This is a genomic window from Streptomyces sp. NPDC058579, from assembly GCF_042718575.1.
Taxonomy (GTDB): Bacteria; Actinomycetota; Actinomycetes; order Streptomycetales; family Streptomycetaceae; genus Streptomyces.
This window is the reverse complement of record NZ_JBHXPI010000038.1, coordinates 1-13606: the sequence shown is the minus strand read 5'-3', so window position 1 is coordinate 13606 and position 13606 is coordinate 1. Positions and strand designations below refer to the sequence as shown.

The window sequence follows — 13606 nt, the reverse complement described above, 5'->3', positions numbered from 1 at the left end:
ACGCGCCCGCCGTCCGCGTAGCGTGCGGACCATGTCCGAACTGCAGCTTCTCCGTGCCGACCACGCGCCCGCGCTCCTCGCGTTCGAGCGGGAGAACCGGGCGTACTTCGCCGCCCATGTGCCCGATCGGGGCGACGCGTACTTCGAGGAGTTCGACGTGCGGCACCAGGCGCTGCTCGACGAGCAGGCGACCGGGGCGGTGCGGATGCATGTGCTCGTGGGGGACGAGGGAGAGGTCCTCGGCCGCTTCAACCTCGTCGACCTGGTCGACGGGGGTGCCGAGCTCGGCTATCGGGTCGCCGAGAAGGCCACCGGGCGCGGGGTCGCCTCCGCCGGAGTGCGCGGGGTCTGCCGGCTCGCCGTGGAGGAGTACGGGCTGAGCCGGCTGACCGCCGCGACCACCGTGGACAACACCGGTTCACGGACCGTCCTTGGCCGTCTCGGCTTCGGAGCCGTCGGGAGCGTGACCCTCGACGGGCGCCCGGGCGTCGCCTACGAACTCGATCTCACGGCAGCCCGTCACCCCGACCTCGGCGGCAGCTTCGGCCGGGAGCGGTCCGGGACGTCCGCGTAGCCCGGCGGGGTCGCGGCCGGGGTCTTTGCGAGCAGCGACAGCGCCACGTCGACCGCGTCGTCCAGTTGGGCGTGCCGGCCCTCGGCCCAGTCCAGCGGGGTGCGCAGGATCGCGAGGTCCGGGTCCACGCCCTGGTTCTCGACGGACCAGCCGAACTCCGGGAACCAGGCCGCGTTCATGGGCACCGTGATCTGCGTGCCGTCGCCGAGCCGGTGGCGGCCGGTCATGCCGACCACCCCGCCCCACGTCCGCTGGCCCACCACAGGGCCGAGCCCGAGCAGCTTGAACGCGGCCGTGATCATGTCGCCGTCCGACGAGGTCGCCTCGTCGGCGAGGGCCACCACCGGGCCGCGCGGGGCGTTCGAGGCGTACGAGACCGGCTGGGCGTTCCGCGTCAGGTCCCAGCCCAGGATCCTGCGGGTCAGCTTCTCCACGACCAGCTCGCTGATGTGACCGCCCGCGTTGCCGCGCACGTCCACGATCAGGGCCGGCCGGGAGACCTCCATCCGCAGGTCGCGGTTGAACTGGGCCCAGCCCGAGCCGCCCATGTCGGGGATGTGCAGATAGCCGCACTTGCCGCCGCTGACCTCCCGTACCACCGCACGCCGTTTGGCCACCCAGTCCTGGTAGCGCAGCGGCCGTTCGTCGACCAGCGGCACGATCGCGACCCGGCGGGCGCGCCCCTCGCCCGCCGCCGGCTGGAAGGTCAGCTCGACCGTCGTACCGCCCGATGCGGACAGCAGCGGATACGGGCCGCTCACCGGATCCACCGGGCGGCCGTCGACATGGGTGAGGACCGCGCCCTCCCGGATGCCGGTGCCCGCGAGCGGTGAACGCGCCTTGGAGTCGGAGGAGTCGCCGGGCAGGATCCGCTTGACCATCCAACCGCCGTCCCGGGGAACGAGGTTGGCGCCGAGCAGCCCCATCGCCCGCTGGTAGTGCGGGGGTCCCTCGTTGCGCCGGGCGGGCGTCACGTACGCGTGCGAGGTGCCCAGCTCGCCCATGACCTCGCGGAGCAGATCGGCGAAGTCGTCGGGGGTCGCGACCCGTTCGAGGAGCGGGCGGTACTGGTCGAGGACGGCCGGCCAGTCCACGCCGCACATGTTCGGGTCCCAGAAGTACGAGCGGACGATCCGGCCCGCCTCCTCGTAGGCGCCCCGCCACTCCGCCTCCGGGTCGACGTCGTGCAGGATCCGCCGCAGGTCGATGTAGACGGTCGAGTCGCCGTCACCGGACTCCGTCGACGGCACCGCCCGCAGTTCACCCTCGTCCGCCACGACGAGCCGTGAGCCGTCCCCGCTGACCGCGAACCAGTCCAGGTGCTGCACCAGTTCGGTCTTGCGGGCCTTGGTGATGTTGAAGTACTCCAGGGTCGGCCGGCCCGTCGTGTCGGCCGGGTTGGCGAAGGTCTCGCCGAGCGCCCCGGAGATCGGCCAGCGCAGCCAGACGAGCCCGCCGCCGTTGACCGGGTGCAGTGCCGAGTACTTGGAGGCGGCCACCGGGAACGGGGTGACCCGGTCCGCGAGCCCCTCCACCTCCACGATGGTCGTACCCTCGGCGCCTTCCGGTTCCGTCTCGGCCGGGTCCATGCCGCCCGCCGCCGGGCGTCCGTCCGGCAGCAGCGCGAACGGCGACGGGGTCGCGGAGGAGAGCGGTACGAGGTAGGGGCGGCAGCCCAGCGGGAAGGAGAGGTCGCCGGTGTGCACGTCGTACACCGGGTCGAAGCCGCGCCAGGAGAGGAAGGCGAGGTAGCGGCCGTCGCGGGTGAAGACCGGATTCTCGTCCTCGAAGCGGCCGTTGGTGACGTCGACGATCGTCCGCGCGCCGGGACCCGAGATCCGAGCCATCTTGATCTGCCGCAGCGAACGGCCGATCCCCGGGTGCGCCCAGGTCAGCCAGGTCCCGTCGGGGGAGAAGGCCAGGTCGCGGACCGGGCCGTTGATCGACCGGATCAGCTCGGTCGCCTCGCCGTTGGACTCCTCCGTCGCGTCGATGAGCAGCAGCCGACCGTCGTTGGAGGCGATCGCGAGCCGCTCGCCGTCCGGGTCGGCGATCATCTCCTCCACCCGGCCGAGTTCGCCCATGGCGAGCCTGCGCGGCTCCCGGTCCCCGGTGGCGCGCGGCAGGTACGCGACCTCGATGGCGTCCTCGCCCTCGGCGTCCGTGACGTACGCGACCTGGCCGCCGCTGCCCAGCATCTCCGGCAGCCGGACCCGTACCCCCGGGGTGTCCGTGATCGTGCGGGCCGGGCCGTCGCGGTGGGTGAGCCAGTACAGGCTGCCGCGCACCGACACCGCGCTCGCCCGCCCGGTCTCGTCGACCGAGAGCGCGTCCACGTGGTTGGCCGCCGGGACCTGGTACGTGCGCCGTCCTGCGCGCGGGCCCCCGAGCCGGACCTCCAGCTTGCGCGGCGCGGAGTCGGGGACGGTCAGGTCTTCGACGATCCACAGGTCGCCCGCGCACTGGTAGACCACGCGCCGGCCGTCGCTGGAGGCGTGCCGGGCGTAGAAGGCGTCGTGGTCGGTGTGGCGGCGCAGGTCGGTGCCGTCGGGCAGGCAGGAGTAGAGGTTGCCGACGCCCTCGTGGTCGGAGAGGAACGCGATCCGGCCGCCCACGAACATCGGTGCGTCGAGATGGCCGCCGATGTCGGGCAGCAGCCGCTCCCCGTGCAGCCAGAGCCGGCCGGTGGCCCCGCCCCGGTACCGCTTCCAGGCGGCCGGCTCGTGCGGGGGCTTCCCGGTGAGGAGGAGCGTGCGCCGCTCGGTGCCGGGCTCGCCCTCGGTGCCTGACGGGCTCTCGATGTCGGCGACCGCGATGTCGGAGACCGGGCCCCAGGGCATCCGGCCGCCGGGGGAGCCGTCGGTGGGGACGGTGTAGGCCCAGGAGTAGTACGAGAACGGCTGGCCGTGCGAGGAGACGGCGAGGATGTCGCCGTCCGGGGACCAGGAGCAGACGCGGGTGTCGGTCGAGCCCCAGTAGGTGAGCCGCCGCGAGGGCCCGCCGTCGACCGGCGCGAGATGGATCTCGGGGTCGAGGCTGCGCCAGGTCGTGTACGCGAGATGGCGGCCGTCGGGCGAGAAGCGGGGGTGGCCGACCCGGGTCCGGTCGACGGTGACCCGCCAGGCCCGGCCGGGGCGGTGGCCCTCGGGCACGAGGGGCGCGACCCAGAGGTCGTCCTCGGCCGCGAAGCACAGCAGATCGTCGTGGAGGTGCGGGAAGCGGAGGTACGCGGCGTCTTCACTCACCTCCTCATGCTTTCCGCGGGGAGGGGGTGCGGCAACTCGTACTCACGTACGTGTACGCGGGGAGGCGTGGGGGAGGGGGTGCGGCGGCCCGTGTGGCCCAGGACACGTACGAAACGGTTTCGTTTCGTTGGAGGCTCGGGTATCTTCGTACTGTACGAAACCGTTTCGTTCGATTGGGAGGCCGGTCATGGCTCGCAGCAGGCTCACACCAGAGCGTGAGTCCGAGCTGTACGGAGCCGTGCTCGAGCTTCTGCGCGAGGTCGGTTACGACGCCCTCACCATGGACGCCGTCGCCGCCCGCACCCACTCCAGCAAGGCAACCCTCTACCGCCAGTGGGGGAGCAAGCCCGAGCTGGTCGCCAAGGCCATGCGCCACAACAAGCCCATCAAGCTCACCGAGATCGACACGGGCACCTTGCGTGGCGACTTCCAGGCCATCATGGAGCTGACCGACGACTGCCAGATGGAGAAGGACACCGCGCTGATGCGGGGTCTCGCCCAGGCGGTCCATGCCAACCCCGACCTGCACCAGGCGCTCCGCGAACTGCTCATCGAACCCGAGATGAGCAACCTGCGCGAAACCCTGGACCGAGCGGTGGCGCGGGGTGAGATCAGCGCCGACAACCCGGCGCTGAAGTATGTCCCGCACATGATCATCGGGGCGTTCGTCGCTCGTCCGCTGATCGACGATCAGCCGATCGACCACGCCTTCATCATCGACTACGTCAACGCCGTGGTGCTCCCCTCACTCGGCGTCTGACCTCCCCGCAACACCACCCGCACCACAGGCATCACCCGCACCACCTGACGTCGAACCGCTCACGCCGTCGGGCCGGCTCCCCATGCCCTGTCCCACCACGAATTGGGAGTACGCCCCCGTGGCCACGTTCCTCTACAAGCTGGGTCGCTCCGCCTTCCGGCGCCGACGGCTCGTCGCCCTCCTCTGGGTGGCGCTCCTCGCGCTCGCCGGAGTCGGCGCCGCCACCGCGCCCGCCGCGACCTCCTCCTCCTTCTCGATACCCGGTACCGAGGCCCAGAAGGCCTTCGACCTCCTTGAGCAGCGCTTCCCCGGCGGCAGCGCCGACGGGGGTACCGCCCGTGTCGTCTTCAAGGCCCCCGAGGGCGAGAAGATGACCGACCCGGCCAACAAGGCCAAGGTCCAGGACGTCGTCGCCGAGCTGAAGTCCGGCTCCGACCAGGTCGCCTCGGTCACCGACCCGTACACCGCGCAGGCGGTCTCCAAGGACGGTTCGACCGCCTACGTCTCCGTCAGCTACAAGGTCTCCGGCATGGAGCTGACGGAAGAGACCCGCGCGGCCCTGGAGAAGACCGGGCACGACGCGCAGGGCCAGGGGCTGACCGTCGAGATCGGCGGTGACGCGCTCCAGACCATGCCGGAGACCGGCGCGGGCGAGATCGTCGGCGTGGTCATCGCCGGCATCGTGCTCGTCATCACCTTCGGCTCGCTGGTCGCCGCCGGACTCCCGCTGCTGACCGCGATCATCGGCGTCGGCATCGGCGTCTCCACGATCACGGCGCTCGCGAACGTCCTCGACCTCGGCTCCACCACCTCCACCCTCGCGATGATGATCGGCCTCGCGGTCGGCATCGACTACGCCCTCTTCATCGTCTCCCGCTACCGCGCGGAGCTCGCCGAGGGCCGGGAGCGCGAGGAGGCCGTGGGCCGCGCGGTCGGCACGGCCGGTTCGGCCGTCGTCTTCGCCGGTCTGACCGTCGTCATCGCCCTTGTGGGCCTGGCCGTCGTCAACATCCCGATGCTGACGAAGATGGGCTTCGCGGCCGCCGGCACGGTCGTGATCGCGGTCCTGATCGCGCTGACCCTGATCCCGGCCCTGCTCGGGTTCGCGGGCGCCAGGGTGCTCGGCCGCAAGGACCGTAAGGGTCTGAAGCAGGACGAGGGTTCGACGAAGGCCGACGGTTCGAAGAAGGCCGACGGCAAGGCGGGCAAGCCCAACATGGGCACCCGCTGGGCCCGGTTCGTCATCCGCCGCCCGGTCATGGTCCTGCTCGCCGGTGTCCTCGGCCTCGGCGCGATCGCGCTGCCGGCCGCCTCCCTGGAGATGGGTCTGCCGGACGACGGGTCCAAGCCCGTCTCCGCCACCGAGCGCCGCGCGTACGACATGCTGTCCGACGGCTTCGGCCCCGGGTTCAACGGCCCGCTGATGGTCGTGGTCGACGGGGACAAGGCCGCCGCCGACTCCACCATGGAGACGATCAAGGGCCTGGACGGTGTCGTGGCGGTCATGCCGCCGACCCCGAACAAGGCCGGCGACACCGCGATGATCACGGTCATCCCGAAGGACCGCCCGTCCTCGGTGGAGACCGAGGAGCTCGTCCACGACATCCGTGGCGCGACCGGCGACAACGTCCTGGTCAGCGGCCAGACGGCGATGAACATCGACTTCTCGCAGAAGATGAACGACGCGCTCGTGCCGTACCTGGCGCTGGTGGTCGGACTCGCCTTCCTGCTCCTGATGGTGGTGTTCCGCTCGATCCTGGTCCCGCTGAAGGCGGCCCTCGGCTTCCTGCTCTCGGTGGTCGCCGCCCTCGGCGCGGTCGTCGCGGTCTTCCAGTGGGGCTGGCTCGGCTCGCTGTTCGGGGTCGAGCAGACCGGCCCGATCATGTCGATGATGCCGATCTTCATGGTGGGTGTCGTCTTCGGTCTCGCGATGGACTACGAGGTCTTCCTCGTCACCCGGATGCGCGAGGCGTACGTCCACGGAGAGCGGCCCGGCGAGGCGATCGTGACCGGCTTCCGGCACAGCGCCCGCGTGGTCACCGCCGCCGCCGTCATCATGATCGCCGTCTTCTCCGGCTTCATCGGGATGACCGACCAGATGATCAAGATGATCGGCTTCGGTCTCGCCGTGGCCGTCCTCTTCGACGCCTTCGTGGTCCGCATGGCCATCGTCCCCGCGGTGCTCGCACTGCTCGGTCACAAGGCGTGGTGGCTGCCGAAGTGGCTGGACCGCGCGCTGCCGAACGTGGACGTGGAGGGCGAGGGCCTGGTCACCGAGAAGGACGTGGACGGGCCGCAGAGCGGCCAGGACCGCGAACTGGTGAAGGTCTGAGCCTCCGCCGAATGAACCCCGGGGCGGCCGCTTGAGCGGAGCGGTACGCCCCGGACCGGGCACGGCTCCTTGAGCGGAGGAGTACGCCCCGGATCGCGCCGGAACCTGTGGGGACGGGGAGCCGACGCGGCCCTGCGCCGCCTTCGTGTCGTACGCGACACGGGGGCGGCGCAGGTGCGTTTCAGCTAGCTGTCGTGGGTCACTTGTCGATCACGCCGCCGGCGGCGTGATCACCATGCTCTCGACGAGCACGTGGTGGTCCGAGCGCTCGGTGTCGGCGACGACACACCACCGCCGGGCCTCGCTGCTGAAGAGGTAGTCGATCTTCCAGCCTCCGTTGCTGGTGGCCCGGCCCGTACGGGCCGTCCCCTGCTGGTCGCACTCCTGGTAGCCAGGGGTGCCCGGGCCCTGGGAGTAGAGCCCGGCCGGCCAGATCCATGCGTCCTTGTTGCCCGCAGGCCAGTCCGGCGGGCTCGCGTTGAAGTCGCCGCCGAAGACGACCTTCGGGAAGCCCGAGACGACCTGCTTGATCTCGGCGAGCTGGTCGTCCCGGTAGTCCCAGTCCGGGTGCTCCGGGTTCGTGTCCTTCGTCGACACGTGCACCGTGCACAGCCGTACGCCGAAGTACGTCGCCGTCGCGCAGTGGAACGGCCGGTTGAGCCCGGTCCACGGCTGGGTCGTCGGGTACTGCTGGGCGTCCGCGAGGCCGGCCTTGACGACGATCGCCGTACCGACGAGGTCGTTCGGGTCGGAACCGGCGCCGGTGGCGCAGGGGCTCGGGGTTTTCACGCCCTTCTGCGACCAGTGGTACGGCGCGAAGCTCTTGCTCCAGCCCGGGCCGAGCTTGGCCATCAGGGCGTCGAGGCCGCTCGCGCAGACCTCCTGGAGCAGGGCGGCCTGTACGTAGTTGCTCTGCACGTACTGCTTGACCACGTCGGCCTTCTCGTCGCCGGTGCCGGTGCCCGTGCACCCCCACCGCTCGACGCCGCACATGTTCCAGCTCATGACCTGCAGGTTCGTCCCGGGCGGCGGGGCCAGCGGGGCGGCCTTGGCCGCGGCGGCGACCGATGTCGCCGGTGGCGTGGCCTGTGCCGTGGCCCCGTACAGGGCTCCCGACAGGGCCAGCAGGCCGGCGCCGAGCGCGCCGAACAGTCTCTTCTTCTTCACGTAGCTCCCCCGGAGTGTTCTGTCGTGATCTTGACAGCACTCTAGGGGGTGATCGACGCGGTCTCCGCGTACGTGTGTTTGAGGAAGCGGAGCAGGGCCGTGGTGTCGAACTGCACGACCGCCACCCCGTCGTCCGTGTGGAACTCGACCACGGTCTGCACCCGCCCGCAGGGCCAGACGCCTATGTCGCCGCGGCGCGTCGGTGCGCGCAGGCCCGTTTCGAGGAGGGCACGGGGGAAGGACCACTCGATGTTGCCGGGGAAGACGAAGCGGACGGTGGCGGGGGTGAAGTCGGGGTCGTAACGGAGCGCGACCGGGACGGGGCGGGAGAGGGGGGCGTCGCTGATGATCCGGCCTTTGGCGTGATCCTCGACCTCATGGCCGTCCGCGGTGGGGGACATGGAACCACTCCTCACACTCGCCTTCTTTATCCCCTAATGTCCCATATTTTGCGGCGTGTGCAGAGCGAGCGCTGCCTTTCTGTGATGTGTGCGCTCTTGCAAGTGGTTTGCAGCAGCACTCATCATTCGGGACGTGCATGTACCTGACGGATTCATCAACGCCCCTGTATCGGTCGCCGCCGGTGTCGTCGCCGCCGGCGCCGTCGCCGTCAGCCTGCGTGGAGCGCGCAAGGAGCTGGACGAGCGGGCGGCCCCGCTGGCCGGGCTCGTGGCGGCCTTCATCTTCGCCGTGCAGATGCTGAACTTCCCGGTCGCGGCCGGCACCAGCGGCCATCTACTGGGCGGCGCGCTTGCCGCGATCCTGGTGGGGCCGTACACCGGAGTCCTCGTGATCTCCGTGGTCCTGCTGATGCAGGGCATCCTCTTCGCGGACGGCGGACTCACCGCGCTCGGCGTGAACATCACCGTCATGGGCGTGGTCACGGTCGTCGTCGCGTACGGGCTCTTCCGCGGCCTCGTCCTGGTCCTGCCCCGCACCCGCCGCTCGGTGACCGTGGCCTCCTTCGCCGCCGCGCTGGTCTCCGTACCGGCCGCGGCCGCCGCCTTCACCCTCGTGTACGCGATCGGCGGCACCACGCACGTACCGCTCGGCAAGGTGTTCACCGCGATGGTCGGCGTGCACACCCTGATCGGCATCGGCGAGGCCGCGATCACCATGCTGACCGTCGGCGCGGTCATCGCCGTCCGCCCCGACCTCGTGTACGGCGCCCGTGGCCTGACCGCGCCGCTCAAGCTGCGCGTGAACGGGGAACTGGTCGACGCGGAGCCGGCCCGCGACTTCGCGCCCGTCGCCGCCCGCTCCCCGAAGAAGGTCTGGATCGGCGGCCTCGTCGCCGCCCTGGTCCTGGCCGGCTTCGTCTCCTTCTACGCCTCCGCCAGCCCGGACGGCCTGGAGAAGGTCGCCGCCGACAAGGGCTTCGACAAGAACGTCGAGGAGCACGCGGCGGCCGGCTCCCCGCTCGCCGACTACGGCGTCGAGGGCATCGAGGCGGCCCGCCTCTCCGGCGGTCTCGCGGGCGTGATCGGCGTCGGCGCGACCCTCGCCGTCGGCACGGGCGCCTTCTGGCTGGTCCGCCGCCGCCGTACGGAATCGACCGGGGCCCAGGTCTGACATGGGTGCGGGGCACGCGCACAAGCTGTACCGGCAAGGGAACTCGCCGGTCCACGCGCTGCCCCCGCACACCAAGATCGCCGCCGTCCTCGCCTTCGTGGTGGTCGTGGTCTCCACGCCCCGCGAGGCGATCTGGGCCTTCGGCGGCTACGCGCTGCTCCTCGCGCTCGTCGCTGCGCGGGCCGGGATCCCGGCCGGGTTCCTGCTGCGCCGCCTCCTGATCGAGGTCCCGTTCGTGGCCTTCGCGGTCCTCATGCCCTTCGTGGTGCCGGGCGAGCGGACGGAGGTCCTCGGGATCTCCCTCTCCGTCCCCGGCCTGTGGGGCGCCTGGAACGTCCTCGCCAAGGGCACCCTCGGCGTCGCCGCCTCCGCGCTCCTGGCCTCCACCACCGAGCTCCGCGAGCTGCTCCTCGGCCTCCAGCGGCTGAAGCTCCCGCCGCTCCTCGTCCAGATCGCCTCCTTCATGATCCGGTACGGCGATGTGATCACGGACGAGATGCGCCGGATGTCGATCGCCCGCCGCTCGCGCGGCTTCGAGGCGCGGGGCGTCCGGCACTGGGGCGTCCTCGCCAAGTCCGCGGGCGCGCTGTTCATCCGCTCGTACGAGCGCGGTGAACGCGTCCATCTCGCGATGGTCAGCCGGGGGTACGCGGGCTCCATGCCGGTCATCGACGAGGTCAGGGCGGACCGGGCCCAGTGGCTCCGGGCGGCCTCCCTGCCGCTCACCGCACTGCTGATCTGCCTCCTGGGATGGACCCTCCGATGACCACTGCCCCGTCTCTGGAAGTCCGCGGACTCGCCTACGCCTACCCCGACGGCCACCAGGCCCTCTTCGGCGTCGACCTGACCGTCGGGCGGGGCGAGCGGGTAGCGCTGCTCGGCCCCAACGGCGCGGGCAAGACCACCCTCGTCCTCCACCTCAACGGCATCCTCACCGGCGGCGCGGGTACGGTCACGGTCGCCGGGCTGCCGGTGGAGAAGCGGAACCTGGCCGAGATCCGGCGCCGGGTCGGGATCGTCTTCCAGGACCCGGACGACCAGCTGTTCATGCCGACGGTCCGAGAGGACGTCGCCTTCGGCCCGGCGGCGGCCGGGCTGCGCGGGGCGGACCTCGAGGCCGTGGTGGCGAAGGCCCTCGCCCGGGTCGGCATGGCGGAGTACGCGGACAGGCCGCCGCACCACCTGTCGTTCGGGCAGCGGCGGCGGGTGGCGGTCGCGACCGTCCTCGCGATGGAGCCGGAGATCCTCGTCCTGGACGAGCCCTCGTCCAACCTGGACCCGGCCTCGCGCCGCGAGCTCGCGGACGTGCTGCGCTCGCTGGACGTGACCGTCCTGATGGTCACCCATGACCTCCCGTACGCCCTGGAGCTCTGCCCGCGCTCGGTGATCCTCAGCGAGGGCGTCATCGCGGGCGACGGACCCACGGCGGACGTCCTCGCGGACGAGGGCTTGATGGCGCGGAACCGGCTTGAGCTCCCGTACGGCTTCGTGCCGGGCTCGGTGGCCTGACCGTCCCGACTTCCTCGACTGTCCCCGACCGTTCCCGACCGTTCCCGACCCCGGAATCGGAGCCTTCGGGCCGACGTTGCACCATGGGGGCAGGCGAGCGGGAAGGGGTGTGGGGACGTGGACGTCCGGGGCACGGTGGCGGCGGGGTTCGAGCCGGTCAGGGACGCGTTCCTGCGCAACTTCGAGCACCGGGGCGAGCGGGGCGCGGCGGTCGCCGTCTACCGCGACGGGACGAAGGTCGTCGACCTGTGGGCAGGGACCCGCGACGTCGACGGACAGGTCCCGTGGGCCGTGGACACCGCGCAGGTGGTCCGCTCGGCGACCAAGGGCGTCGCGGCCGCCGTACCGCTGCTGCTCCACCAGCGCGGCCAGCTCGACCTGGACGCGCCGGTCGGCACGTACTGGCCCGAGTTCAAGGCGGCCGGCAAGGAGCGGGTGAGCGTACGGCAGCTGCTCGCGCACCAGGCCGGGGTGCCGGTCCTCGACCACCCGCTGACCCTCGCCGAGGCCGTCGACCCGGCGGTCGCCCAGCGGGCGATCGCCGCGCAGGCGCCGGTCTGGGAGCCGGGAACTGCCCACGGCTACCACGCGCACACCTTCAGCTGGCTGCTCTCCGGCCTGGTCCACCGGGTCACCGGCCGTACGATCGGGCGCTGGGTCGCCGAGGAGATCGCCCGCCCGCTGGGCCTGGACCTCTGGATAGGCCTGCCGGCCGACGAGGCGCACCGGGTCGGCCGCCTCGGTGCGATCGAGGAGCTCGAACCGGCGGACAGCGGCGCGCTGAAGCTCCGCCCCAAGCGCTCGGTCACCGAGGCGTACCGGGACCCGAACTCGCTGACGCGGCGCGCCTTCGGGGTGATCGACCCCAAGCCGGACGAGAACGACCCGGTCTACCGCGCGGCCGAACTCCCGGGCTCGGGCGGTGTCTCGACGGCCCGCGCCCTCGCCCGCTTCTACGCCTCGACCCTCGGCCCGGTCGACGGCGGCCCCCGCCTCTTCGCCCCGGCGACGCTCACCCTGGCCCGTACGGAGGAGTCCGCGGGCCCCGACCGCGTGCTGATGGTCGGCACCCGCTTCGGCCTGGGCCACATGCTCCACGGCCCGGCGTCCCCGCTCCTCGGCCCCACCTCCTTCGGCCACCCGGGCCGGGGCGGCTCCCTGGCCTTCGCGGACCCGGAGTCGTCGATCGCCCTCGGCTACGTCACGAACGGCATGCGCAAGACGGTGACGGCGGACCCGCGTGCACAGGCGCTGGTGCGCGCGGTCAGGTCGAGCCTGGACGCGGGCGCGTGAACGGGCCCCGCCTCAGCGTGGGGTGAGGCGTACTCGCGTGAGTTGCCCGGGGTTCTCGGCCAGCCGATGGACGGCGTCGCAGATGTTCGGCGGGCGGGGTGGAGCTCTTCACCAACAGCTGGGTGTCCACCGCGAGTTGCTTGCGGGCCTGCTCGTCGGCGAGGCCGTACGGCTCGCGGATGACGGTCACGGGCAGCTGGAAGGCGAAGGTGTCGCGCATGCCAACGACGGTGCCCGGCTTGGTGGCGGCGAGGTCGGTCACGGGAACGCTCCTGGGGACCGACGACGGGGCACGGCGGGGAGACCGCGCACGCACCGCATTGTCGAACGCCCTCCGCTGGCGACCGCACTCAGAAGCCCCAACCAGCCCCCGACGAGAGCCCTTTGCTACCCAATCGTGCAAGCCTATGGACGGCCCATATCCATTCGACACGCCCCCTGAGCGGGCTGCACACTTCCCGCGATGACTCAACGAACCGATACGCCTCCCGCCTGGGACGAGCGCACGCAGCTGAACACCTTCCTCGACTACGCCCGTGACACGGCACGCGCCAAGTGCGAGGGCGCGTCCCCGGAGGACGCCCGCAGGTCCCCGCTCCCCGGCTCGCCGCTGATGACGCTGTGCGGCCTGATCAGCCATCTGCGCTGGGTGGAGAACTACTGGGTGGACGTGGTCTTCCTGGGCCAGGAGCAAGAGGGCCCGCTCACCGAGGCGACGGAGGAGGACCCCGACCCGGAGATGCGGACGGCGGCCGACATCCCGCTGCCCCAACTCCTCGCCGAGTACGACGAACAGAGCGCCCGCTACCGCACCCTCCTGGCGGACCACGACCTCGACGCGACGGCCAAGCGCGCCATCCGCGACGGCCGCCACGTGGACCTTCGCTGGATCTACCTCCACCTCATCGAGGAGACCTCCCGCCACAACGGCCACCTCGACATCGTCCGCGAACTCCTCGACGGCCGGACGGGCTCGTAGCGGGAGCAGGAGCAGGAGCAGGAGCAGGAGCGGGAGCGGGCACGGTCACGGGGCGCGCCGGTCGGCGCGCCCCGCAGGCGCTAGCTGTATTGACCCGCAGGGTTGTTGACGCGGCTGATGGGCGGGTGTCCGTCGAGTGCGGTGTGGCAGCGGTGGTGGTTGTAGGTGTGGAGGA

General features: G+C 71.5%; 12 protein-coding genes. 8 read left to right on the top strand and 4 right to left on the bottom strand.

Features of this window, described 5'->3' with window-relative positions; translation table 11 throughout:
- Positions 1-31: 31 nt before the first annotated feature.
- Positions 32-574, top strand: coding sequence for a GNAT family N-acetyltransferase (locus ACFWRO_RS29720; RefSeq protein ID WP_384515372.1), 543 nt, complete (start codon positions 32-34; stop codon positions 572-574).
- On the opposite strand, the gene ACFWRO_RS29715 is transcribed toward ACFWRO_RS29720, so the two are convergent.
- A complete protein-coding gene (locus tag ACFWRO_RS29715) occupies positions 520-3819 on the bottom strand; it encodes a S41 family peptidase (RefSeq protein WP_384515370.1) in 3300 nt (1099 codons plus the stop codon). The two genes, ACFWRO_RS29720 and ACFWRO_RS29715, sit on opposite strands and share 55 nt — an antisense overlap.
- Positions 3820-4006: 187 nt before the next feature.
- Here ACFWRO_RS29715 and ACFWRO_RS29710 point away from each other — a divergent pair, with 187 nt between their 5' ends.
- Complete coding sequence (locus ACFWRO_RS29710; protein ID WP_384515368.1) at positions 4007-4579, top strand: TetR/AcrR family transcriptional regulator; 573 nt, start codon at positions 4007-4009, stop codon at positions 4577-4579.
- Between the two features lie 118 nt (positions 4580-4697).
- Positions 4698-6911 (top strand): MMPL family transporter, encoded by a 2214-nt coding sequence (locus ACFWRO_RS29705; protein WP_384515365.1) that lies wholly within the window; start codon positions 4698-4700, stop codon positions 6909-6911.
- A gap of 210 nt (positions 6912-7121) precedes the next feature.
- Here the strand turns inward: ACFWRO_RS29705 and ACFWRO_RS29700 are convergent, their stop codons facing one another.
- Both ACFWRO_RS29700 and ACFWRO_RS29695 read right to left on the bottom strand, forming a co-directional pair.
- Positions 7122-8078, bottom strand: a complete 957-nt coding sequence (locus ACFWRO_RS29700) for an endonuclease/exonuclease/phosphatase family protein (protein WP_384515363.1) — start codon at positions 8076-8078, stop codon at positions 7122-7124.
- A 41-nt stretch (positions 8079-8119) separates the two neighbouring features.
- Positions 8120-8479 carry an SsgA family sporulation/cell division regulator gene (locus tag ACFWRO_RS29695; RefSeq protein ID WP_384515360.1) on the bottom strand — a complete coding sequence of 120 codons (360 nt, stop codon included), beginning with the start codon at positions 8477-8479 and terminating at the stop codon, positions 8120-8122.
- A 133-nt stretch (positions 8480-8612) separates the two neighbouring features.
- On the opposite strand from ACFWRO_RS29695, the gene ACFWRO_RS29690 reads away from it, so the two are divergent.
- From ACFWRO_RS29690 to ACFWRO_RS29675, 4 genes are all read left to right on the top strand, one after another.
- On the top strand, positions 8613-9650 hold the full coding sequence (locus ACFWRO_RS29690; protein WP_384515358.1) for an energy-coupling factor ABC transporter permease: 1038 nt from the start codon (positions 8613-8615) through the stop codon (positions 9648-9650).
- Between the two features lies 1 nt (position 9651).
- Positions 9652-10416, top strand: a complete 765-nt coding sequence (gene cbiQ, locus ACFWRO_RS29685) for a cobalt ECF transporter T component CbiQ (RefSeq protein WP_384515355.1) — start codon at positions 9652-9654, stop codon at positions 10414-10416.
- Positions 10401-11159: an energy-coupling factor ABC transporter ATP-binding protein gene (locus ACFWRO_RS29680; RefSeq protein ID WP_384515353.1), complete on the top strand. Its 759-nt coding sequence runs from the start codon at positions 10401-10403 to the stop codon at positions 11157-11159. The genes cbiQ and ACFWRO_RS29680 overlap by 16 nt, the downstream gene beginning before the upstream one ends.
- Before the next feature lie 117 nt (positions 11160-11276).
- A complete protein-coding gene (locus ACFWRO_RS29675; RefSeq protein WP_384515350.1) occupies positions 11277-12452 on the top strand; it encodes a serine hydrolase domain-containing protein in 1176 nt (391 codons plus the stop codon).
- Here the strand turns inward: ACFWRO_RS29675 and ACFWRO_RS29670 are convergent.
- On the bottom strand, positions 12424-12714 hold the full coding sequence (locus ACFWRO_RS29670; protein ID WP_384515348.1) for a hypothetical protein: 291 nt from the start codon (positions 12712-12714) through the stop codon (positions 12424-12426). The two genes, ACFWRO_RS29675 and ACFWRO_RS29670, sit on opposite strands and share 29 nt — an antisense overlap.
- A gap of 201 nt (positions 12715-12915) precedes the next feature.
- On the opposite strand from ACFWRO_RS29670, the gene ACFWRO_RS29665 reads away from it, so the two are divergent.
- Positions 12916-13431: a DinB family protein gene (locus ACFWRO_RS29665; RefSeq protein ID WP_384515345.1), complete on the top strand. Its 516-nt coding sequence runs from the start codon at positions 12916-12918 to the stop codon at positions 13429-13431.
- Positions 13432-13606 lie beyond the last annotated feature (175 nt).